This window comes from Methanosarcina sp., assembly GCF_028693135.1.
Taxonomy (GTDB): domain Archaea; phylum Halobacteriota; class Methanosarcinia; order Methanosarcinales; family Methanosarcinaceae; genus Methanosarcina.
In genome coordinates this window covers 23,305-45,703 of record NZ_JAQUVZ010000027.1, presented here as the reverse complement: position 1 = coordinate 45,703, position 22,399 = coordinate 23,305, and the positions used below count along the sequence as shown (strand labels likewise).

Genomic DNA, 22,399 nt, shown 5'->3' with positions numbered 1-22,399 from the left:
GGTCGCAGAAACTTGCACTAACAACTAGCAATTCAGTTAGTTCTATTTCGCGATAGATGTAAAAAACATCAATCACCCAGAATTAACCGAACCGACAAAATCCTCGTCAGACAGGAAACAACTCCTGTCTCCATTAAAAGATAATAGAGATTTTGAAATTCAACCCACACAATTGCTGTGTGAGGGATTCATACAAGGTATTTCTTGTATATAAGCTTTTTCCCACCTCGCAATTTTTCAAAGCAGTCCACGCAAAACGAATTTTGTTTGAACCTACAGAGATATTGCAGCTCCAATCACCAAAGATCAGTAGCAGGCGAGTCTCGCACAATTGATGTGTGAGGGATACATACAAGACGTTTCTTGTATATATACTTATTCCTTCTAAGAAGGTTTAATAAGAATGAAATAGGGAATGAAGATGGTTAAAAGATTTAAAAAGAGTTATCCTTTTGAATCCTTACCTTTGTCCGTTTTGATAAGCGATTGTTAAAAGAAACAAACCGCTCAGGCATCACTTCTTCCGTTTTTAGATACCTGTTCCATTTTTCGAACTCTGTTTTTCAAATTCCGTTTTTCACCTTCGGGATGTCTTGTGACACCCTTAGAAGCAACCCTAGAATATCGTATCTATTATAAATAGTTTCCTATTGAAAAACTCATATAGATAAAGTTCGAACGAAACATTTCAAAATATACATGGTGTTTATATACCTGGAGTAGACATTCATGTTGATGATTACTATGGATGTAAACACTGAAAGAAGGGATCGATTTTTACATCGAATCCATGCAAAATAAAAAAGTAACTATTTTTGACACAACACTACGTGACGGTGAACAAACCCCGGGCGTATCCCTGACTTCTACCCAGAAGCTGGAAATTGCTCATCAACTCGACAAACTCGGGGTAGATATAATAGAAGCCGGATTTCCCATCTCTTCAGAGGGAGATAAAGAATCCGTAAAATCGATTTCTAATGCTGGGCTTGAAACCGTAGTCTGCGGGCTTGCTCGTGTGCTGAAAAAAGATATCGATGCCTGTTTTGAGAGTGATGTTGGCCTTGTGCATACCTTCGTCCCGACATCGGATGTACAGCGGATATATACCATTAAAAAGAGCCAGGAAGAAGTAATTCAACTGGCTGTGGAAGCTGTCCAGTACATCAAAGACCACGGGCTGAAGTGCATGTTTTCTGCAATGGATGCCACAAGAACCGAACCTGCGTACCTCAGAGAGGTTTTCAAGGCGGTCCAGGAGGCAGGATGCGATATCATTAATGTGCCAGACACTGTCGGAATCATGGTTCCATCTGCGATGTACAGACAGATAAAAGACATTGCAACCGAAATAACGATTCCAATAGATGTTCACTGCCACAATGATTTCGGGCTTGCGGTAGCAAACAGCCTTATGGCTGTTGAAGCCGGGGCATCTCAGGTACAGGTCACTATAAACGGTATTGGAGAGAGGGCAGGAAATGCTGACCTTGCACAGACAGTGATGAGCCTGACGTCAATCTACGGTGCAAAAACCAATATCCGGACAGAATACCTTCTCGAAACCTCAAAAATGATTGAAAATTACACCGGAATCAGGCTCCCGCCGAACACTCCAGTGGTAGGGCAAAACGCCTTTTCCCATGAATCTGGAATCCACAGTCAGGGAGTTCTTGAAAAATCCGACACCTTCGAACCAGGTATAATGACCCCGGAAATGGTCGGGCACAGACGGCGCATCGTCCTTGGAAAGCACACAGGCAAACATGCAGTCAAACAGTCCCTTGAGTCTGCTGGCATAAAAGCCAATGATAAGCAGCTTGATGAGATTGTGCTCAGGATCAAAGAAATCGCAAACAAAGGAAAACAGATAACAGATGCCGATCTCTATGCAGTTGCCTCTGCAGTGCTCGGAAAAGCAAGTTCTGATGAAGAGCTGATCAAGCTCAAAGAAGTATCCGTCATGACAGGAAACATCATCACACCTACGGCTGTGGTCAGGGCATATATAGACGGGAAAGAAATCATTTCAGCAAAAACCGGAGTTGGTCCTGTGGATGCTGCCCTTAACGCTGTAAGGGATATCCTGGGCGAGAGCAACCATTTCAAGCTCCAGGAATTCAGGATCGATGCTATCACGGGAGGAGCTGACGCTCTTGCCGATGTGTACATAGGTCTCGAAAACGAAAAGGGCAGGATTGTAACGGCACGGTCCGCAAACCCGGACATAGTCATGGCTTCCGTGGAAGCCCTTGTAAATGCTATGAACCTGCTGTATAAAAAAGAAGAAAAGAACTAAAAAAGAAGAAAAGAGCTAAAAAGAAAGAGAAAGGGCTGAAGAGCCGGAAAATAATACCGGAAATAACAACTCAAAGCCTGAAACCGGATAAGGCCTGATGCCTGTTAGTTTTTCGGGTTTGTATTCCTCAAGCATGTATAAAGTAAAATAAAATGAAATGGAATACAAACCCATGCCTTATCCAATCATTGATTCTCATTGTCACCTTGATTTTCCCAAATTCAACCCCGACCGGGAAGAGGCTATCCTCCGCGCCCGGAAAGCAGGGGTTATCGGGATGATCAACTCCGGAATTTCCCTGAAAGGCAACCGTGTAAGTCTTGAGCTTGCAGAAAAGAATGAGGATATCCATGCCGCACTGGGACTGAGCCCTGACATCGGCAGAGAGGGAAAAGATGACGTTATCAACTCAATCCTTACTCAGATCGAAGCTAATGCCGGAAACGCAGTAGGTATAGGAGAAGCCGGCCTGGACTTTCAGGACTGCAAAACAAACGAAGAGCGTGAACGACAGACAGCTTCGTTTAAAAAAGTAATCGAGATTGCAAAAAATCTGGACAAACCCCTTGTAGTACATGCCCGGATGGCTGAAGCAGAGGTCCTTAAACTCGTAAAAGGGATGGATACCGTAGTCTATCACTGCTATAGCGGTTCTCTTGAGACCATGAAGGAAATCGTGGACGCAGGCTACTATATTTCCCTGGCTACCCTTGTCTGTTTTTCCGAACATCACCAGACCCTTGCAGCTAAGGTCCCCCTTGAAAACCTGCTCCTTGAAACCGACAGTCCTTTCCTCTCCCCACGCAAAGGCAGAAATGAACCTGCATATATAGTGGACTCGATCCCTGTTATAGCGCAGCTTAAAGAAATGGAACCCGCCGAAATTGCGAAATTCGCAACCGAAAATGCACGCCGAGCTTTCCATATATAAGGTTTTAAAATAGTTCCAGGAGAAAAGTTTAGTTCTAGGAGAAAAGTTTAGTTCCAGAAAAAGAGGGAAGAAGAAGGGAAAAAAGGGAAGAAGAAGGGAAGAAAAGGAAAGAAGAAGGGAAGAAAAGGAAAGAAGAAGGGAAAAAAAGAAAACCGAAAGAGGAACAGAAGAGGAAAAAAGATGGAAGTCCGATACATTTGCCCCACAGCCTACGATTCCAGTGTCTACCTTGTAAACGGGAAGGTTCTTATCGACGCGGGCATGAACAGTGACCTGATTATCAGGGAACTGGAAAAATCTATCAAGCTTACCGACCTTGAATTAATCATCCTGACCCATTGCCACTATGACCACACTGCCGCAGCTTCAGCAATTGTAGAGAAAAGTGGAGCAAAAGTTGGAGTCCACAGAGCAGACCTTGAAGGAGTAAACGACGAATACCTCAGTGTTTCCGTGCTCTTTGGAGAGCGTGCTCCGGCTGTCAGACCAACGGTCATCTATGAGGAAGGGGACAAAATCCCCATAGGAAACGGAGAATACCTCGAAGTCATCCACACCCCGGGCCATTCAAAAGGGAGTATCTGCCTCTACGAACCTGTCTCAAAAAGCCTCTTTTCAGGAGACACTGTCTTTTCAGGCGGAGGTTTCGGGAGAACGGACTTTGAAGGTTGCGAGCCTGAAAAAATGCTTGGTTCCGTAGAAAAACTCACAAAACTTGATGTAAACACCCTGTACTCCGGGCATGGAGCCCCGAATGACAGAGATGGGAACAAACAGATCCTGGCTTCTTATACAATGCTGAAGATGATGATGGGAGCATGAAGACAGAGAATAAAAAAACAAGATTAGAAGACTGGAAGAAGAGATTAAAAGACTGGAAATCCGGAAGCAGATTATGGTAAAAGATACAGCAGTCCCGACAGGAAATAAAAAATTCAACCTGGAAAAAACAGATAAAGAAAAGGATAAAAAACCGGATAGAGAAAGGTCTGCCAGGAAAACCGGTTTTTTTGTTCCAAAAAAAGTAGAAACCGGAAAAGGAATAAAATCCGGGACTCGGGCCTCAAGAAAACCCGGAAGGACAGATCCGGAAGCTTCAGCAGGAGAAGGAAAAACATCCGAATCGAGGCCTGAAACTAAAACCGGAAAAAAGGAAAAAAAGCAGAAAAGAACCTATTCTTCATCTCTCCCTGCATCAAAGTTTCTTCCGATGAGCCCTGAAGAAGTAAAAGCTCGCGGCTGGAAGGAACTTGACATCATTCTGATTACCGGAGATGCCTATGTGGACCACTCCAGTTTCGGGACTGCAATAATAGGAAGGGTCCTTGAAGATGCCGGCTTCAGGGTAGGAATAATTGCCCAGCCGCGCTGGGACAGCCCTGAAGACTTCAGAAAACTTGGACAGCCCAGACTCTTTTTTTCCGTAAGCGCAGGAAACACTGACTCAATGGTCAGCAACCTGACTGCGGGCCTTAAGCCACGAGATAAGGATGCATATTCTCCTGAAGGCAAAACAGGGCTTCGCCCAAACCGCGCCGTGATTATCTATTCAAACAGGATAAAAGAAGCTTTCCCCGATACGCCGATAGTGCTCGGAGGAATTGAAGCTTCCCTGCGGCGCTTTGCTCATTACGATTATCTTTCGGATAAAGTAAGGCAGTCAATTCTGGCCGACGCCCCTGCCGACCTTGTTGTCTACGGAATGGGAGAACTCCAGATTGTAGAAATTGCAAAGCGCCTTCAAGCCGAAGAGGACATCCGGGATATCAGAGACATCCCCGGCACGGCCTGGAAGATGGAAGTCAAAGCCTGGAAAGAGCTGAAAGAACAGAACAAAAAGACAGCCGAGGATGCAACCGAATTTTTCAGGGAATACCTCGAAATTCCTTCATTTTCCGAAGTTTCTCAGGACAAAGCCACCTTTGCAAATGCTTTCCGCACATACTTCCTGGAACTGAACCCTGTCACCGGAAAAGGTGTAGTCCAGCCTCACCCGAAAACCGTTATTGTACAGAACAGGCCCATGCGCCCTCTGACAGAGGCGGAACTTGACCATGTATATGAGCTACCGTTCACGGGAGAAACCCACCCCTTCTACCCCGAGCCCATCCCTGCCCTTGAGATGGTAAAATTCTCCCTGACAACGCACAGAGGCTGTTTCGGAGGCTGTGCCTTTTGCGCCATTACCCAGCATCAGGGACGCATGATCGCAAGCCGCAGCATCGAGTCCGTCCTCAGGGAAGCAAAGAAGCTTACGGAAAAACCGGACTTCAAGGGCACAATCAACGGGGTCGGTGGACCCACTGCCAATATGTACGCCATGGGATGCAAAAACTGGGAGAAAAAAGGGGCATGTCTGGACAAAGCCTGCCTCTACCCGCGTATCTGTTCCGCTCTGGACACCAGTCACAAAAAGCTGCTCGAGCTCATGCAGCGCCTGCGCGACCTGCACGGTGTCAAACACGTCTTTACCGGCTATGGAGTGCGCTACGACCTGGCTCTTGAGGATGAAGAGTACCTCGAAGAACTTTGCACCCACCACATAAGCGGACAGCTGCGGGTTGCACCCGAACACTTCTCAAAGCGAGTAACCGATGTAATGTCCAAGCCTGGCAGAGAAGTTTATGAGAAATTTGCCGGAAAGTTTGCAGTCCTTAACAAAAAATGTGGCAAGAACCAGTATATAGTAAACTACCTGATGTCAGGACATCCGGGCTGCACCCTTGAAGATATGATCGAAATGGCAGAGTATGTGCGGGACCATGGGGGCTACACAGAACAGGTCCAGGACTTTACCCCAACCCCTATGACAGTATCAACCTGCATGTATTACACAGGGCTTGACCCTTTTACCGGAAAAACGGTATACGTTGCCCGGGATAAAAAAGAAAAAGCCATGCAAAGAGCCCTCATGCACTATAGAAGTCCTGCAAACTATGAACTCGTATATGAAGCCCTGGAAAAAGCAGGACGGCTTGATCTTGTGGGGAATGCTCATAATTGTTTGATAAGAAGAAAGAGTAAATTTTATTAAAAAGGTTTAATAGGCTTTTTTGTCTTGAATTTGGGAATGAGGGGAATGAGCAGATTTTGCTAATTTCCTCAGAACCCCTGGCATTCCCGCACAAAAGATCTAAGTTTTCCGCTCACCTGCCCGCAGTAGGTATCCAGGGATCTTTCCTTGACCACAATTAGCAGGTTGTTCCCCCCGTCCAAGCTAAAGTGGGCAACTATACCGTTGCCTTCAAGCATCCCGGAGTTTCCTGGCTGTACCTTTATCCCATATGCTTGTAGTTTTTTCTTAAGACAGAAAAACACGTCTGGAGTTACATTTCTAAACCTGATCCCCTGACACCCCTCCGTATCCAGTTTCCTTCCACCCATGCCCATTTCCCACTTTTTCACAAACAGGCTTTATCCTGAATTTTCAGGACCCATGGCACTCTTTCACAAAGCCCTTTATTTTCCCCGCCACTGCTCCGCAGCTGACGATAAACGGTTTCTCCGTGATTGTGATGGTGAGGTGAGATTTCCCATCCCACTCGAAATCTGCCTCAACCCCCGATCCTGAGAGTTCTCCTCTGTTTCCCGGCGGTACATGGATACCCGTGTCCTGAAGTTTTTTCTTCATGCATTTAAACACATCAGGGGGAACATTCTTAAACGTTATTGGTTTACAACTCATAGATCTTACCCTCCTATGGAAATATCCAAAAGGATTTTTCACTCACTTTTTTACGTTCATTCTATAAAGTAATGAAGTCCCTAAAAGATTAAGAATTGAAGTCTTCATGGCATCAACAGGCAATTCAGAGTTTATTAATACATTTATAAAAGATGATTAGGATTCTATCATAAATATTTCATGGAAAACTTGTGTAATAGAAGCTTTTAAACCATAAACCTATTTATAAGGCGCTGAAAAACAAGAAATGGAACTTGTTTGATCTATATAACCTTTAAAAAGGAAAAATAGAATTTGAGATAATTCCTTATTTTTTATTGTTTGAGATCAAACGAACAGAATCCGTGGTATTGAATAGATAACTTGGAGGTTCTTCATAACTAACTCCATCTTTAAGCCTACCAGCTTCAATCCTAAGATATAAGCCATCTTCACCGACATGATCACCAAAAAGCGGCAAAAAACCCTTAGTACTGAATTTTAATAAATAGCCATTTCCTGTGTAACTGTCATCGCTTGGACAGGAATTTAAGACCAAACCATCGGCAATATATTCATACCTTTCAGGAGAAACTGTAATTGGTCCTTCAACTAGTAACCCGTCTTTTTCCAGCGAAAGAATTACAGAACCAAATACGTAATCGACAGGATAACCTTCAACATCCTCCTCGTCATAAGTATGCTCATCGGTTCCAATACCTATCGTCACTATCCCGTTATTGTTAACGTTTATCGAATTTGGACAGGAATAAGGCTTAATGTCCATGCAACCCAGAGCAGTAGGCACAAAAGCAAATAAAAAAATCAACCCACATAACAATGCTAGAGATAATTTAACTCCTTTAATCATTTCTACCTCCTAAACGAAAAGAACAAAAATCAGACACCCTATTTGCAAGGGTTTGAAATTAATGTTCATGAGCCATATTAAATTTTTAGGATATATTCTTTTTCTTTTTATAAAAAGACGAGCACATTACTAATTAAAAATTTTGAGGAAGCAAACGCTTCTCAAAAATGTAGCAGTAAAAAGACATTCAGCTTTCTCGGAATAGCATCGCAAGATCAATTTGACTATTCCAAAATACCTTCAGGAAAAACTAAGCAAAGAGCTTAAAAAATCTGGCAAATGTGAACATCAGAAACGGTATAAAGAGTCGAGAATGTTTTCATCAATATTGACACAAAGTAAAAGATGCGAGAAATAAAAATTAGAGTTAAAGTAATGATCTAAAATAGAGATAAAATTCTTAAGGCGACATAGAAGCCGCCTCATAAAAACAGCCGAACTTAAAATTCACTCCAGCGCCATTGCCACAAGTTCGATGATATCGATTACCTCGACATCCCCGGCTGCATCCCTGAGGTTCCTCACGCAGAGGGGACAGGAGGTGACAATGTAGTCCACACCTTCGGGCACGTCTTCAATGCGCTTTTTTGCAAGTTTAAGAGAGATGTCGGGATATCCTATCCTGACTCCGCCCCCACCACCGCAGCAGCGGGAGTTTTCTTTGATGTTTTTCATCTCCTTGAGGGTGCAGATAGCCTGAATTACTTTTCTTGGGGGGTCATAGACCTTGTTGTGCCTGCCTAGATGGCAGGGGTCGTGGTAGGTAACTGTGAGGTCAAGGCGCTTCAGGTTCAGTTCTTCCAGGTGTTCGGCAAGGAACTCGGGGAGGCTGATTACCCTGAGCTCTTCAGGATAGTTGTTCTTGAGGGTGGTGTAACAACCGGCGCAGCCCGTGATAACGGTGTGAGCTCCCACTTTCCTAATCTGCTCAAGGTTGTGCTCCATGATCTTTTCTGCATCTTCTCGGAAACCCGTACGGAGGAGAGGGGAAGCACAGCACTGCTCGTCCGGCAGGAGGGTGACTCCAAAGCGCTGCAAAACCTCAAAAGTCTTTTTTGCAAATTCCGGATAACGGTAGGAGTCAAAACAACCTACAAAGTAGACGTAGTCGGACTTCTCCGGGAGTTTTGAACGTTCTTTATCAGACAGCCAGTGCAAGCGACTTCTTGTTTCTCCAAAGGAGTTGCCACTGGTCGTAATTGCAGCCTTCAGTTTTTCCTGGGCTTCGGTTGTCACGCCGCACTTTACCAGCTGGGCACGGGCAGCTTCCACTACATCAGGAGGGTTTGCTCCGGCAGGGCATTTGGCAGCACAGATCCCACAGGTTGTGCAGGTAGAGAGACTGGAGAGGACATCTTCGGATGGCGGCCTTCCTTCAAGCAGACTCTTAATGATAAGCATTCTTCCGCGTGTATTGGCGGACTCCCAGCCGACTACATCAAAGACTGGGCAGACTGAGCGGCAGGTTCCACACTGCACGCATTTATAAACCGAACGGGGATCTATTTCAAAGGGCAACTCTTTGCCTTTAGTCTCACTTTTTTCTCTGGCCTTACTTACTCTACTTTCTTTCATTTCTACCGTTCTCTTAGTTTCCTTTTTTCCTTCGTTTTTCACGGCTCTCACAACCCCAGCTTGCCCGGGTTCAGGATTCCTTTCGGGTCAAGGGCTTTCTTGATTGCACGCATTACCTCAAGAGCCGGGCCCCACTGGGCTTCCATATACTGCCCACGGGCAGCTCCCACACCATGTTCGGAACTGACCGTGCCCCCAAGCTCAATTGCGGTCCTGTGGATCATATCAGCAGCCCGATTCAGGCGGTCCCACTCGTCCTTATTCAGGACGTCAATAAAAAGGGCAAGGTGCAGGTTTCCATCTCCAATATGCCCGTACTTCATGGCAGGCAGATTGAATTTCTCAGAAATTTCCTGCGCTCTCCTGAGCAGTTCAGGAATCTTCTTTATGGGAACTCCCACGTCTTCCCCCACATAAATCCTGGTTTTCGTGGGATCAAGGCGGGAAACTGCAGCCCCGACAAGCTTTCTGGCTGCCCAGATATCTGCCATTTCCTTTTCACTTTCCGCAAGCTTTATGGAGATGGCAAGGGGGGAACAGACCTCTATTATCTGCTCTGCAGCTTCATGTGCCGAATTTTCAGTGCCGTCGACCTCGAAAAGGATTACATCGCCCTCGGAGGGGAGCGCAAGTTCCGGGTCGCAGCGTTTAAGCACCTGCAGGGAAACCCGGTCAAGAATCTCGCAGGCTGAAGGGATAACCCCGTTTGAAAAAGTCTTTACAACTGCCTGCCCTGCAACCTCAGCACTTTTAAAGGACGCGATTACAAGTTTCCGGATCTTCGGAAGAGGCGCGATCTTCAGGCTGGCTTTAGTGACTATTCCGAGCGTGCCTTCAGAGCCTATAATAAGCTGGGTCAGGTCATAACCTGCAGCGGATTTCAACATTTTGGAGCCTGTGTGGATAACAGTCCCGTCCGCAAGCACCACTTCCAGGTCGCGGACATAGTTCCGGGTGGTACCGTATTTGACACAGCGCATTCCACTTGCATTATAAGCTATCATGCCCCCGATAGTGCACATGGCAGAACTGCCCGGGTTAGGGGGAAAGAAAAAACCGTATGGCTTTAAGGCATCATTAAGGGTGTCCTGTATTATTCCCGGTTCCACAACTACCTGGATATTGTCAATATCGATTTCAAGAATGCGATTCATTCCTGACATGTCCAGCACAATGCCTCCTCCGACAGGGACTGCCCCGCCGGCAAGTCCTGTGCCTGCTCCCCTTGCGGTCACAGGGATTTCATTTTCATAAGCAAGCCTGACAATACGGCTGACCTCGTCCGTGCTTTTCGAGCGTACCACGTAATCAGGCATCCCTTTGACCTGGGATGCATCAGAAGAATAACAATAAAGTTCAGAAGGCGAGACCGAGAGCCGCTCGCCAACGATTTTTCGAAGCTCTGCAGTTATATCCATTATAAACCTCAAATCTGGAATTCGGATGTGAAAAATAGAAAATTCCCTGCCACTATTGGGACAGAAATGAGAGATAAGTTGCAGCAGATAATCAATATTAATAATATATAAGAATATACCATCCTCCAGCCTCCAGCCTCCTTCCCCCTTAGATTCTCCTGCCTCCTTTAGATCTATTTAAAAAGTAGAAGGGAATTTACAGGCTTTTCAGATTAGAGTGAAGGTAAAGTCACGAAAAAAGAAAGAGAGCTACGAACTTTTTGAGAAAAATGTGCAGGGCAAACCTTTACATCCTGATAGACATAAGAGGACAAATATGACACAGTACTTTGAAATAGAAAATAGAGATGGAGCAGCACGTATAGGAAAACTTCTGCTCTCTCCCGAACTCCGCACTCCCTGTGCCCTGCATACGGCAGCACTTGGAAACCTTGAAAACCCGGGACCTATTGTTGATGCAGGCAGCCTCTGGACTGTTGACCGGGAAGAACTTCAAGCACGCATAAAGGAAATTCGTGAAAAAACAGGAAAGGGAACTCTCATAATCCTTCCCCGTCAGACTTATCCACCTGCTATTCCAGCCGAATCGCTCGGAAAAGTAGAAATATTTACTGCCACCAGCGATGGAAATGCTGAAGATAACGGCCCTACAGGTTCTTTTCTTAGAGCAGCAGGAGAGATTCAGAAAAGCGACCTTTACATAATGGAAGGTGCAGGAACTCTGGAAAATAATGCTCGAAGGTTTCTGGAAACCTTAATCGACCTGAAAAACAAGATTCCTCCAGATACTGCTCTCTATGCCCCCAACCTGGCTCGTCCTGAAAATGCAGCAATGCTTGCCTACATCGGGATCGATGTTATGGATGATACAAAAGCAGAAATTGCAGCCTATTCTGACATCTACCTTACAGCTGCAGGCAGTTTCTATCTGGACTCCCTTGTAGAGTTTCCCTGCAGGTGCAGGGTATGTGCCTCCACCACGCCCGCAGAACTTCTAGCTCTCCCGAAAGCCGATAGGGCAAAACTTCTTTCAGCCCATAACCGGGACGCCCTTGACGCCGAACTTGCTCTTGTCCGCGAAAAAATTCGGGCAGGGACACTGCGGGAGTACGTGGAAGGGCAGTGCAGGGTCAGGCCCTGGCTTACAGCCCTGCTGCGCCTTGGAGATTTCGAATACTCTTACCTTGAAGAAAAAGTTCCCGCTTTCCGGCAAAACCAGCTCCTTGCAAATACTTCCGAAGCCCTTTCAAGGATCGAAGTAATCAGGTTTGCGCAGCGCATACAGGAAAGGTATGTACCTCCTGAACTTGATATCCTCCTGCTTCTCCCGTGTGCAGCTAAAAAACCCTATTCAATTTCCCAATCCCACCAGAAATTCATCCTTACCCTTGGTAAATACCGAAAGTTTGTCCATGAGGTAATAATAACCTCCCCCCTGGGAATCGTGCCCAGAGAACTCGAATTAACTTACCCGGCAGCCCATTACGATACTGCAGTTACGGGGCACTGGGACGAAGATGAAAAAGCCTGGGTTTCCGGATGCCTTGAAGCCTATCTCTCAAAACACGGGTATAAGGCAATAGTTGCCCATGTGGAAGGGACGTACAGGGAGATATGTGAAAGGGTAGCTGAAAAACTGGAGATTGATATCGTTTATACTGCCGGGGAAAGTCTCACGTCCTATGAGTCTCTGATGAACCTGAAAAATACTGTTGAATCTATCTGCACGGCCGAGAATTTCAGCCAGAAAAAACAGAATGCTGAAGAAGAGAAGAAGAATTTCGTAAAGGCGGTTGCAGGCTATCAATTCGGAGAGGGCGCAGGGCAGCTCTTTTCAGAAGAAGTCGGAAAACCTGTGGTAAAAGGCCGTTTCCCGAAGTACCAGCTCTTTGCCGGGAAAAAACAGCTTGCAACTTTAATCCCGCAGTACGGAATGCTTGCTCTTTCTCCCGAAGGAGCGGAACTGGTGCTAAAAAGCGAAAAATATGTGGTAAAGATTGACGACTTTATCCCACGCGGTTCCATTCTTGCCCCGGGTGTGCTTGAGGCAGACCCCGAAATACGACCAAATGATGAGGTAATAGTTCTCGGGAAAAAAGCCCTCTGTGTAGGAAGGGCTATGATGAGCGGGAGAGAAATGGAAAAATCAGGCAGGGGTGTTGCAGTAGACGTCCGGCATGTTAAAAAACTTTAAACCTGAAGACCCTGGGGCTGAAAACTTTAAAGCTTATTATTTAGCCTGGTTTTCAGCCCGAAAAGACATTGTAGAAGCTCAGAACCGGCTAGAAGCTCAGAACAGGTCCCAGAAAAAGATGTTCATGAATAGAAAATATGTAAAACAGAAAGCCATACAGGTTTCTGCGAGAGAATTATTCTTCCTTCGAAGAAGTAATAAAATGGTAGGGATATAAAGGATATTATGATCAGACGTTTCGCACCTGAAGACTTCCAGGAAATAGTCGAAATTGAAGAAGAGGCTTTTTCGGAGCATAATTCCCTGGTGTATATGAACTTTTACGAAATGGTTGGAGATGGCTTCCTTGTTGCGGAACAGAATGGGAAAGTAGTAGGGTATGTGGTGGGCTACCGTTCCGCGGAAAACGAAGGGCATATTTTTTCCGTTGGTGTAAAAAAAGAATATAGGGGAAGGGGAATAGGCACGGAACTGATCCATGCCATGTGTGACATTTTTGTTGCAAATGGACTTAGATACGCGAGACTGGAAGTAAGAAACAGTAATACTGACGCACAAAAATTATACCGATCAATAGGATTCGTACCTTGCTGGACTGAAAAAAAGTATTATTCAGATGGAGAAGACGGTATGGTTATGAAAATGCACCTGCACCCATACCGCCTCTTGATCTCAAAACAAAAATATCTCGAACCCGTATTCTCAGACAACGACTTCTTTACTACAATAAAGGGCCCTATCAGTTATTACCGATAAGCTTAATGACGGAATTCAGAGAATCTCTCATATGGGTAGACGCTTCCTCGAAGATGGGGTCATCCCGTGACATGAGAGTGGCAAGCTCGCCTCCCAAAATAAATATTGCGCGCTTGTGATCCGCCTTACTCCTGTGGATGTGGACTGGACTTATCGATAGAGCCTTGTAGTCATCAAACTCGTGCGTTACACCGTGCCTCTCAAAGTATCTCTTCATTTGAGCCATATATGTGTGCAGTTGTATCAGTTCTTCCTTGTGCATAGCGAACAGACCTACAATTTTACAAGATCAATTAAATATCTACAATTTTACAAGATCAATTAAATATTATCTGGAATCAAATAAAAGAATTACCCGCGGAGACCTACTTCCTAGTTTATATTAATAAACTTTTTCATATAATGTATATGATAAATAATGACAAATTCGAGGATGAAGTGTGAATTTTAGCACTATAGTGTGAAATCAGGCCAAATCGTGGTGACTTCTTCAAAGATATATATAAATGATACACAAAAAGAGTAATAATGAAATAATTAGTTCCGGACCAGGGAAAATTAACTCTATGAAGAAAATCAGATGTAAATAAGTAATTTATTCTAAATAATAAAAAGAAATAAAAAAGATAAAAAAGAAATAAAAAAGAAAGTAAAAAGACCTGCTCAGAGCATGCTGGAGGTCATAACTTCCATATTTACAGGGACTTTAGCAAGATTTCCTATTTTTACTCCTACAAGATTTTTGATTGCATTGCTCGAAGCAATATCAACGAGTCTCTGAGTAATTACACCATCAAAAATCACACTTTTCACATTGTCTTTGTAGGTTTTTAACCTGCTTGCAAGGTCTCTGACTGCAATTTCCTCTATTACCCGATCTTCAGAATCCAGAATCCTTGCCGTCAATGTCCCTTTAAGGGCGTCTACGTGAGGTCTGAACCTCATAGCTTCCGGGGAAATTGGAGCTGGAGCCTGTCTGGCAGGAGCAGGTGAAACCCTTACTGCCTCTCCACCAGGGACTTTCACAGCTGAAACCTTCTCAGCCGAAACCTTCTCAGCTGAAACCCTCTCAGCTGAAACCCTCTCAGTTGAAGGCTTTCCTCTGGGAACCCTGGTGACTGAAACTGCTCTTGCCATAACTGCGGGCTTTGAGACAGCCTGTCGTGCCTCAACTCTTTCTGCCGTTCCAGGAGTTTTTTCAGAAGGCCTTTCCCTTTCTTTTTCCACGGTTTTCTCAACAACCGTCTCTTCCATTTCTTCAGAAGATTCCTCTTCATAAACGTCTGCCTTTGGAGATACCCTGTGAACTTTTACACGTTTGTGTAACTTCTTCTCCGCAACTCTGGGAACAACTTCCGGTGCTCTTGTCTTTCTCTTGGAAATGCGTTCCAGCCTGCAAGCGCCATCTTCACTTTCTTTTTCCTGGATTCCGTATTTCTCAATAATTTGTTCCACCGGGACTTTTCGGCGTAAAGACCTGATTATTTCTTTCTGGACAAGGTCTTCCACACCTTTGCCATCTGGAGCACGGGCAACATAGTCGATATCTGCCACCTGCAGGAGTTCGCGTATAATGAGTTCCCCACCCCGGTCTCCGTCTGTAAAAGCAGTTACTGTTTTCTTTTTAGTAAGTTCAGCAACCTCAGGTGGAATGTTAGTTCCGCCCACGCAGATGGTGTTCTTTATACCATAGCGAAGCAGGGTAAGGATGTCAGCCCTGCCTTCAACAATAATTATAGCGTCCGAGTTAAGCACGTTCGGCCCGCAGGGTATCCTTGACTTGCCATAATAAGTTAGTTCGTCAACCCTTACAGACTGCCGAACTTCGTCGGCAAGTTCCTGAGATTCGGGCACAGTCTCATCGAACATTTTCGTGAAGATGAGTTTTGCCCTTTCAATAATTTTTTTACGCTTTACAGCCCTTACATCTTCTACCTGGAAAACCTCAATCTTGGCACTGCAAGGACCTACCCTGTCAATGGTTTCCAGAGATGCTGCAAGAATCGATGTCTCTACTTTATCAAGGCTCGAAGGAACAAAGATATTTCCTTTGGTTTTTCCACCTTTAGCGGTAACCATTACTTCGATCCTGCCAATCCTTCCGGTCTTCTGCAGATCACGCAGATCAAGATCGGCTCCAAGCAGCCCTTCAGTCTGACCAAAAATTGCGCCTACGATATCAGGACGCTCAATTACCCCATCAGCATTGATTTTGGAATGAATGATATATTTTGTGGTATCAGTATTTTGCATATGAATTCTCCCAGAATTAAGATAATGATTTATCATGAACTATGGATTATGAATATTTTTTATTTGAGTGATTTTTCAAATTAATAGACGGAAAATCGTTCTTATACACCCGAACAATTTCGGTATATAATTCTTTTTCCGACTACAGGCTCATAGTACTTTTATGGTAGTACAAACCCTCTATATCCTGGAAACGTGCTGGAAACCATAAAGGGCGCCAGAAAATGCAAAAATAGTAGTAAAATCAGATTTAAAACCAGATCAGAGATAATACACCCTTGAAAAAGCAGATTTCATAATTGAAGATTATTATGAACCGGAAAGAGAAGTTCCGAAACTGCCTGCAACTGACCATTGTGTTTATGCCAGGATAATGAAACCGGCTGAATACTTCCTGATTGTTGCTTGATGAAAGCTCTTACCTCAAAGGCAAATCGCCAGATAAGCACCAGCCTGGTTTTAAAGCTCTCAAAGATAGAGCTATTCCTGATTTTCAACCAAAGAATAACAGTATACCCCCACAATATCCACGGAGGCTTTCTGTACCTGCTCGAAAATCTTTGCCCTAACATAAACTTATTGATGGGTCTGAAATAATTCTCAGAACCCCAAGTCAAATAATGTGTTTACCATTCAATATCCTGATAACTGAAGACTTCCAAAGATATTCCCAGAGATGGGATAAACCTGAGGCGTGAGCAGTTAGAGTGTGCCAGACGCCTTTTTTGTTAAACAAGTATCCCTAAACGATAAGTGGTAAAGCAGTGAATGAAATGCATCAGGTTTATTGAAAGCACTTTTCGACTTTTGCTTCATGGGTGATAAATATATGAGGTTTATTCTGAACTGAATGCTATTAGCCCTGAATTGGTAACATGTATAATCTGAAATTTCTATTAAGTTTGCATACGTTTAGTTACGTGAAATTCTTTACGAATCCAGTAGTGATGAATATATGAAGTTATTAATTTATGATATGACCTGACAAAACAGCTCCCGCCCACCTTAAAGCAACTTCGGCGAAACAGGAATCCTGTACGTCAAATGTCCTAAATTCATATTTCTAATGCCTGCAGGCTTTAAGAACTTTGTGGTTATTTAAAAGGTTCGTTAAACCCGAATTATTTTAATCTATTATCGATAAATTTAAGAATAGGGACCTTCTGGACAGATTGTCAAAATTCTTAAAGGATAACGAATTAGAAAAATTTAGAAAAGTATATATAAAACAAAGAACGTCTAAAAATTTGAACGAGCGAGATAAATACACTGTTTTATGTATTAACCCCCCCACTCCCAACTCGCTCGTTCACCCCCCCATTAAAACCGTTATCGTCCTCTTTTGAAAACCGTTATCGTTCTCTTTTGAAAATCGTTATCGTTCTCTTTTTTTTCTGGTGAACATCTTCAAATGGATATATTCAGGACAAAGGAATTTCCTTCAAAATAATGGGCTGGGAAAATTAAGTAAGTTTGTAGATAACGAAAATGGGTATATTTGACGACTGTATCCCCCATTGAAATGAGGGGAATTAGCCTTAAAAGCTCTTAAAAACCTATAATAAGCGCAAAAAACCATTATAAAAAGCATGGGAAGCGATTTCGGCGTAACAGGTGCTGCAGGTAAAGTCATTCGGACCGCTGGTGAAGTTCAAGAAGAGGTCCCCGGAACAGTCCCCGGAACAGTCCCCCCACATGCCTGGACAGAGAAAAACCTTACAAGGGTGGTTATTATAGGAGGGGGCGCCTGTGGTATGGCAGCTGCTACCAAGATTAGGAGGCAAAGCGGCTTTAAAATAACCGTGCTTTCATGCGACTCCCACACAGCTTACAGTCACTGCGGAATTCCTTTTGTTCTGGGCAGGGAAATTGAAAGTTTTGAAAAACTGATTGTAAAACCCCCGGGGTTTTTCAGGGAAAAAAACATAGATGTGAGACTGAACGAGAAAGTCAGGTCAATAAACCTGACCGGGCAAGTTGCCCTGACAGGAGAAGGAGCCTATCTTTTTGATAAGCTGGTGATTGCTACAGGGAGCCTGCCCTTTATAGATCGCAAAAGCCAGGCAAATATTCTGCCTTACGGAATCTTTACGCTCAGGAGCCTTGCTGACGGCAAGCTCTTTGGAAAAGCCCTTGAAACCGCCCAAACAGTATGTGTCGTAGGTGGGGGTACAATAGGAATAGAATGTGCCTCAGCCCTCACAAAGCGCGGAATTAAGCCTATCCTTCTAACCAGAAGTAAAGACCTGCTCTCCAGCCAGTTTGATTCCGATATGTCTGCAATTGTCAGGGCACACCTTGAAACCCTTGGTGTGGAAGTTATTGCCGGGGAACCTTTATTTTTACCTGAAAATTTCTGGAAAGAAAAAACTGTATACGTAAAGGACAGGCATTTTCCTGCAGACCTTGTGCTCCTGGCAACCGGTGTAAAACCTGAAGTCTGCCTTGCAAGAGAGGCAGGGATAGATATTGGAAAGGCAGGAGGAATAGTCGTAAATGAAATGCTTCAGGTAAAAGCAGGAGGAGAGTTTCTCCCCCATGTATACGCAGGCGGAGAATGTACGGAGGTTACTGACCTTGTAACCGGAGAAATCAGGCTGAGCCAGCTGGGCACAACAGCAAGGCGTATGGCAGATGTGATAGGAAATAATATTACAGGCAAATACTCTACTTTTGGGCCCCTTGCTGACCCCTGGGTGGCTGTTGCTGGAGACCTGCAATTCGGAGGAGTCGGACTTACGCCCGAACAGGTGGAAAGACAGGGAATGAAAGTTGTAACCGGGTTTTCCCACGGGCGCACGAGAGCTTCCTACTATCCGGGTCGAAAGGACCTGTATATAAAACTTTTTTTTAAAGACGACTACCTTGCGGGAGCGCAACTCGCAGGAGGAGAAGGAATAAAAGAAAGGATCGATGCCCTCTCCCTTGCTATAAGAAAGAAAACAACAATTAAAGACCTTCTTAGCCTTGAAACCTGCTATGCCCCTCCGGTTTCCATGCTTGTGGATCCTCTCATGCCGGCTGTAAAAGACGCAGTCAGAAATATGCGGAAAGATAAAACAAATTAACAGACTCCAGAGGTTCCATAGATTCCAGCTAAAAGATAGGGGGAAAGATATGGTCAGATAAGAGAGAGGGGGAAAGATACGGTCAAATAGCAGGACGAAAAAAACGGAGTAAAATAAAGGGGAGAGGGAAATGATAGAAATTGACGGTTCATATGGGGAAGGAGGGGGACAAGTTGTCAGAACAGCTGTTGCCCTTTCTGCAGTTACCGGAAAAAAAGTAAAGGTTACGAACATAAGGAAAAACAGACCAAATCCCGGCCTGAAACAACAGCATTTGAAAGCTCTGGAAACTGCAGCCAGGATCTGCGGAGCACGGGTTTCAGGACTTTTTCCGGGTTCTTCAGAGTTATTTTTTGCTCCAGTGGAAATAAAGGGGGGTAAATATGAGATTGATATAGGGACCGCAGGAAGCATAACCCTGCTTCTACAAAGCCTTATGCCAGCCCTGCCTTTCGCAAAAGAAAAGGTCGAACTAACGATAAGGGGAGGAACTGATGTTGCCTGGTCCCCTACGATTGACTACCTTCAGCATGTAACCTTCAGGGCCCTTGAACAGCTTGGATACGCGGGCAGCGTAACCCTGAAAAAACGCGGTTACTATCCCAGGGGAGGAGGCGAGGTCTCAGCTGTGTTTGAACCCTGCAAGCTTCGTGGTTTTCATTTCCGGAAGGAAGGAGAAAACAAAAAAGGCGGAGAAAACCGAATCGAAGAAAAAAACCAGAAAGGAGAGAAGAAACAGAACCATGGGAAAGAAGTCATGGGAATTTCACATGCATCGAATCTTCCGGCGCATGTGCCATCCCGCCAGGCTGAAGCTGCCGAATCCATGCTTCTTGAAGCCGGATACGGTTCACGGATCAATGTCCGAGCCTGCGAATTGCTTTCCACAGGAAGCGGGATAACCCTCTGGTCTGGTTATTGTGGGGGAAGTGCCCTTGGAGAAAGAGGGCTGCCTGCTGAAAAAGTGGGCAGGCGCGCTGCAGAAGAAATCATCTCGGAACTCAGAACAGAAGCCTCTGTAGATGTACATCTAGCAGACCAGTTGATCCCGTATATGGCACTTGCAGGAAACAGTTCTTACACGGCCCGTGAAATAACTTTACATGCGGCAACAAACATCTGGGTCACAGAACAGTTTCTGGAGGTGAAGTTCAGGATAAAAGAAAAAGATGGACTTTTTGAAGTATCGGTAGACTGATTAAAGGAGAAAAAGAGAAAAGGAGAAAATAGCACGAAAAACTAACAAATGAAAAGAAGTAAGAAAAAGACAGCAAGAAAAAGACAGCAAGAAAAAGACAGTAAGAAAACCAGTAAGGGGAAATTATTCCTCGAGTACAAACAGGTACTCAGGAGGTATATTTTCCGCAAGTACGATGTAATCCGTTGCAAGCTTTAGAGAAACTCCATCATCCTGAGCTCTAAAGGCGTCAACCTGCAGGATCACAGGACTTTCAGTATGTATCAGGGCAACTTCAGTTGCCTTTTCATATGAAGTACTGAGATGAACATAGCGTTGTTTGATAGGGAAAATTCCGTTCTCGAGCAAGACGTCAACTTCCTCCGGGCTTGCCCCATAGTACACGTATGGAGTATCGCTCTCCTCGTAGTCAAGATCAATGTTAACAGAATGTCCGTAACGTGCCCTTATCATTGGCCCGCTGATCTGATATCTTCCTTTTTCATCGGACTCAACAAGGGCATAAAGGTACTCTTTCCTCATCCAGTTATAACGTTTATTCATAACATCACAGAAGGAGTTAAGGTCCACCCAACCGTATTCGTCCATTTTTACCCCTGCAGATGCCGGGAAATGCCGAAGAGTACCTGATACAAACCTTCCGAGCTTTTCTTCCCTTCCGTCGTCCAGCACGTATCTACCAGGGCGTTTACACTGCTGACAGCTGCCTCCTCTAAAATAGCCGTGCTCAGTGCATTTTCGAATCATAGTATCACGTACATAATGAAACTTTACCATAAATAAGGTTTTGTTTTAAGATCTTTTTTTCTTAAAACTAGTTTTTGAGAAGAGAATTTTAAGCCATTCCCTTCAAAATTCTGATTTATCTCCCCTCAGTCATCTTCTCAGTTTATCTTCTCAGTTTATCTTCTCAGTTTATCTTCTCAGTTTATCTTCTCAGTTTATCATCTCAGTTTATCATCTCAGTTTATCATCTCAGTTTATCATCTCAGTTTATCATCTCAGTTTATCTTCTCAGTTTATGTTCCAAGTTTATCTTCCAAGTTTATCTTCCAAGTTTATCTTCTCAGTTTATCTTTTCAGTTGTCCCTCGTGCCTGCCGCCCTTCCCAGAATTTTGTAGAGCAGAAAGCCTGAAATAGAGAAGATAGCAGCTCCGAACATGGTCGCCCTGAAGCCGAAAAGCTGGGATAAGCCACCTCCAAGAATGGCTCCCACAACCCCTGCTGCCCCAATCATTGAGTTAATCAGACCTGCTGCTGTAGCTTTATCAGGGTTCAACTCCACAACCCTGCGGGTTGAGCCCACATAGAGAAAAGACCAGGAGCAGGCAATAACGAACATCCCGGGGATGACGTAAAGATAAGAGGAGGCAAGGGCATAACTGATAAAACCGATCACTGAGAGCAGGTAGCCCGCACGGATCAGCTTTTCGTTTTCAAACGGGTCAAGCCTGCGCATTATCAAAAATTGGACTGCAGGATTTATAGCATAAATAACTCCGATCCAGAAAGCATCTGCTCCGAGCTCCCGGAGATAGAGGGGAAAAATAGTCCAGACCCCGACGGCGCCGGTATGCCGCAGGAAGAGAGAGAAATAGGTCCCTGAATTATTCAGCAGGGTGTTAAGGGAGAAGTAAGAAACATTCAATTCCGGCTTTTCAATGTCTTTTAACCTGAAAGCCTGCAGGAAACATAAGGCATAAAAAAGAGATGAAAGTCCAAAAAGCAGATTCATTCTTATCCCTATCACTCCTGCCAGGAGAAAACCCGCCATCCAGCCAAGAGAACCCAGAGAAATGAACCTTCCAAGGCTCTGATTCTGATAATGGACGTAGGCTATCAGGGCACCCGGGTGAATACCAACACTGAAACCGGCTAGAGCCCTTGCAAGCATGAGGGTAAAAGGATCGGTGGCAAAAACCTGAAGAAAAAAGGCGGCTGCAGCACATCCAAAACCTCCCAGAATTACTATACGCAGGTGGTGAAGGTCAGCAAACCTTCCGAAAATAAAGGACGAAAGAAGGGTTGTGGCAGAATAGATCCCCACTATAATCCCGATCTCGACATAAGAAGCGCCGAATGATGCGGCAAAAACGGGAATAAAAAGCAGCGAGAGAACATTAGCCATGTTTGAGAGGAACTGGACGTTATTTATTCTCATCAAGCAGATT

Annotated in this window: 19 protein-coding genes; 10 read left to right on the top strand and 9 right to left on the bottom strand. The window is 44.6% G+C overall.

Going from position 1 to position 22,399, the window contains the following annotated elements:
- The first annotated feature begins 790 nt into the window (after nt 1-790).
- The 4 genes from PHF18_RS12045 to PHF18_RS12030 all read left to right on the top strand — a co-directional run bounded on the left by PHF18_RS12045 (nt 791) and on the right by PHF18_RS12030 (nt 6,264).
- Nucleotides 791-2,299, top strand: coding sequence for a 2-isopropylmalate synthase (locus PHF18_RS12045; protein WP_300103153.1), 1,509 nt, complete (start codon nt 791-793; stop codon nt 2,297-2,299).
- A gap of 157 nt (nt 2,300-2,456) precedes the next feature.
- Entirely contained in the window at nt 2,457-3,230 is a 774-nt protein-coding gene (locus PHF18_RS12040) for a TatD family hydrolase (protein WP_300103152.1), read from the top strand.
- Nucleotides 3,231-3,410: 180 nt separating this feature from the next.
- On the top strand, nt 3,411-4,052 hold the full coding sequence (locus PHF18_RS12035; RefSeq protein WP_300103150.1) for an MBL fold metallo-hydrolase: 642 nt from the start codon (nt 3,411-3,413) through the stop codon (nt 4,050-4,052).
- Between the two features lie 388 nt (nt 4,053-4,440).
- The gene (locus PHF18_RS12030; protein WP_300103157.1) at nt 4,441-6,264 is read left to right on the top strand and encodes a YgiQ family radical SAM protein; all 1,824 of its coding nucleotides are present in this window, start codon (nt 4,441-4,443) and stop codon (nt 6,262-6,264) included.
- A gap of 68 nt (nt 6,265-6,332) precedes the next feature.
- Here the strand turns inward: PHF18_RS12030 and PHF18_RS12025 are convergent, their stop codons facing one another.
- The 5 genes from PHF18_RS12025 to PHF18_RS12005 form a co-directional block, all read right to left on the bottom strand.
- Nucleotides 6,333-6,614 (bottom strand): hypothetical protein, encoded by a 282-nt coding sequence (locus PHF18_RS12025; protein ID WP_300103148.1) that lies wholly within the window; start codon nt 6,612-6,614, stop codon nt 6,333-6,335.
- Between the two features lie 43 nt (nt 6,615-6,657).
- On the bottom strand, nt 6,658-6,915 hold the full coding sequence (locus PHF18_RS12020) for a hypothetical protein (protein ID WP_300103146.1): 258 nt from the start codon (nt 6,913-6,915) through the stop codon (nt 6,658-6,660).
- A gap of 307 nt (nt 6,916-7,222) precedes the next feature.
- A complete protein-coding gene (locus PHF18_RS12015) occupies nt 7,223-7,765 on the bottom strand; it encodes a hypothetical protein (RefSeq protein WP_300103144.1) in 543 nt (180 codons plus the stop codon).
- A gap of 447 nt (nt 7,766-8,212) precedes the next feature.
- Nucleotides 8,213-9,340 (bottom strand): (Fe-S)-binding protein, encoded by a 1,128-nt coding sequence (locus tag PHF18_RS12010; RefSeq protein WP_300103142.1) that lies wholly within the window; start codon nt 9,338-9,340, stop codon nt 8,213-8,215.
- A 47-nt stretch (nt 9,341-9,387) separates the two neighbouring features.
- Nucleotides 9,388-10,758, bottom strand: a complete 1,371-nt coding sequence (locus tag PHF18_RS12005) for an FAD-binding oxidoreductase (RefSeq protein ID WP_300103140.1) — start codon at nt 10,756-10,758, stop codon at nt 9,388-9,390.
- Nucleotides 10,759-11,074: 316 nt separating this feature from the next.
- Here PHF18_RS12005 and arcS point away from each other — a divergent pair, with 316 nt between their 5' ends.
- From arcS to rimI, 3 genes are read left to right on the top strand one after another with little or no spacing between them, the layout of a single operon-like run.
- The gene (arcS, locus tag PHF18_RS12000) at nt 11,075-12,952 is read left to right on the top strand and encodes an archaeosine synthase subunit alpha (protein ID WP_300103138.1); all 1,878 of its coding nucleotides are present in this window, start codon (nt 11,075-11,077) and stop codon (nt 12,950-12,952) included.
- Entirely contained in the window at nt 12,936-13,169 is a 234-nt protein-coding gene (locus tag PHF18_RS11995; RefSeq protein WP_300103136.1) for a hypothetical protein, read from the top strand. The genes arcS and PHF18_RS11995 overlap by 17 nt, the downstream gene beginning before the upstream one ends.
- An 8-nt stretch (nt 13,170-13,177) precedes the next feature.
- Nucleotides 13,178-13,708, top strand: coding sequence for a ribosomal protein S18-alanine N-acetyltransferase (gene rimI, locus PHF18_RS11990; RefSeq protein WP_300103134.1), 531 nt, complete (start codon nt 13,178-13,180; stop codon nt 13,706-13,708).
- Here rimI and PHF18_RS11985 read toward each other — a convergent pair.
- Together PHF18_RS11985 and dnaG are read right to left on the bottom strand one after the other, a co-directional pair.
- Complete coding sequence (locus PHF18_RS11985; RefSeq protein WP_011024502.1) at nt 13,692-13,970, bottom strand: UPF0058 family protein; 279 nt, start codon at nt 13,968-13,970, stop codon at nt 13,692-13,694. The two genes, rimI and PHF18_RS11985, sit on opposite strands and share 17 nt — an antisense overlap.
- A 401-nt stretch (nt 13,971-14,371) precedes the next feature.
- Nucleotides 14,372-15,961, bottom strand: a complete 1,590-nt coding sequence (gene dnaG, locus PHF18_RS11980; RefSeq protein ID WP_300103126.1) for a DNA primase DnaG — start codon at nt 15,959-15,961, stop codon at nt 14,372-14,374.
- 408 nt (nt 15,962-16,369) lie between these two features.
- Between dnaG and PHF18_RS11975 the strand changes: the two genes are divergently transcribed.
- The 3 genes from PHF18_RS11975 (at nt 16,370) to rtcA (ending at nt 20,227) form a co-directional block, all read left to right on the top strand.
- On the top strand, nt 16,370-16,558 hold the full coding sequence (locus tag PHF18_RS11975; protein WP_300103123.1) for a hypothetical protein: 189 nt from the start codon (nt 16,370-16,372) through the stop codon (nt 16,556-16,558).
- A 992-nt stretch (nt 16,559-17,550) separates the two neighbouring features.
- Nucleotides 17,551-19,029, top strand: a complete 1,479-nt coding sequence (locus PHF18_RS11970) for an FAD-dependent oxidoreductase (protein ID WP_300103120.1) — start codon at nt 17,551-17,553, stop codon at nt 19,027-19,029.
- A gap of 130 nt (nt 19,030-19,159) precedes the next feature.
- Nucleotides 19,160-20,227 (top strand): RNA 3'-terminal phosphate cyclase, encoded by a 1,068-nt coding sequence (rtcA, locus tag PHF18_RS11965; protein WP_300103117.1) that lies wholly within the window; start codon nt 19,160-19,162, stop codon nt 20,225-20,227.
- Nucleotides 20,228-20,350: 123 nt separating this feature from the next.
- Here the strand turns inward: rtcA and PHF18_RS11960 are convergent, their stop codons facing one another.
- Entirely contained in the window at nt 20,351-20,974 is a 624-nt protein-coding gene (locus PHF18_RS11960) for an RNA 2'-phosphotransferase (protein ID WP_300103155.1), read from the bottom strand.
- 332 nt (nt 20,975-21,306) lie between these two features.
- Entirely contained in the window at nt 21,307-22,389 is a 1,083-nt protein-coding gene (locus PHF18_RS11955) for an MFS transporter (protein WP_300103114.1), read from the bottom strand.
- Nucleotides 22,390-22,399: the final 10 nt, after the last annotated feature.

Bases quoted from the DNA above. Each gene is read 5' to 3' on its own strand.
- PHF18_RS12045 (WP_300103153.1), top strand. From the start codon at position 791: ATGCAAAATAAAAAAGTAACTATTTTTGACACAACACTACGTGACGGT.
- PHF18_RS12040 (WP_300103152.1), top strand. From the start codon at position 2,457: ATGGAATACAAACCCATGCCTTATCCAATCATTGATTCTCATTGTCAC.
- PHF18_RS12035 (WP_300103150.1), top strand. From the start codon at position 3,411: ATGGAAGTCCGATACATTTGCCCCACAGCCTACGATTCCAGTGTCTAC.
- PHF18_RS12030 (WP_300103157.1), top strand. From the start codon at position 4,441: ATGAGCCCTGAAGAAGTAAAAGCTCGCGGCTGGAAGGAACTTGACATC.
- PHF18_RS12025 (WP_300103148.1), bottom strand. From the start codon at position 6,614: ATGGGTGGAAGGAAACTGGATACGGAGGGGTGTCAGGGGATCAGGTTT.
- PHF18_RS12020 (WP_300103146.1), bottom strand. From the start codon at position 6,915: ATGAGTTGTAAACCAATAACGTTTAAGAATGTTCCCCCTGATGTGTTT.
- PHF18_RS12015 (WP_300103144.1), bottom strand. From the start codon at position 7,765: ATGATTAAAGGAGTTAAATTATCTCTAGCATTGTTATGTGGGTTGATT.
- PHF18_RS12010 (WP_300103142.1), bottom strand. From the start codon at position 9,340: ATGAAAGAAAGTAGAGTAAGTAAGGCCAGAGAAAAAAGTGAGACTAAA.
- PHF18_RS12005 (WP_300103140.1), bottom strand. From the start codon at position 10,758: ATGGATATAACTGCAGAGCTTCGAAAAATCGTTGGCGAGCGGCTCTCG.
- arcS (WP_300103138.1), top strand. From the start codon at position 11,075: ATGACACAGTACTTTGAAATAGAAAATAGAGATGGAGCAGCACGTATA.
- PHF18_RS11995 (WP_300103136.1), top strand. From the start codon at position 12,936: ATGTTAAAAAACTTTAAACCTGAAGACCCTGGGGCTGAAAACTTTAAA.
- rimI (WP_300103134.1), top strand. From the start codon at position 13,178: ATGATCAGACGTTTCGCACCTGAAGACTTCCAGGAAATAGTCGAAATT.
- PHF18_RS11985 (WP_011024502.1), bottom strand. From the start codon at position 13,970: ATGCACAAGGAAGAACTGATACAACTGCACACATATATGGCTCAAATG.
- dnaG (WP_300103126.1), bottom strand. From the start codon at position 15,961: ATGCAAAATACTGATACCACAAAATATATCATTCATTCCAAAATCAAT.
- PHF18_RS11975 (WP_300103123.1), top strand. From the start codon at position 16,370: ATGAAAGCTCTTACCTCAAAGGCAAATCGCCAGATAAGCACCAGCCTG.
- PHF18_RS11970 (WP_300103120.1), top strand. From the start codon at position 17,551: ATGGGAAGCGATTTCGGCGTAACAGGTGCTGCAGGTAAAGTCATTCGG.
- rtcA (WP_300103117.1), top strand. From the start codon at position 19,160: ATGATAGAAATTGACGGTTCATATGGGGAAGGAGGGGGACAAGTTGTC.
- PHF18_RS11960 (WP_300103155.1), bottom strand. From the start codon at position 20,974: ATGATTCGAAAATGCACTGAGCACGGCTATTTTAGAGGAGGCAGCTGT.
- PHF18_RS11955 (WP_300103114.1), bottom strand. From the start codon at position 22,389: ATGAGAATAAATAACGTCCAGTTCCTCTCAAACATGGCTAATGTTCTC.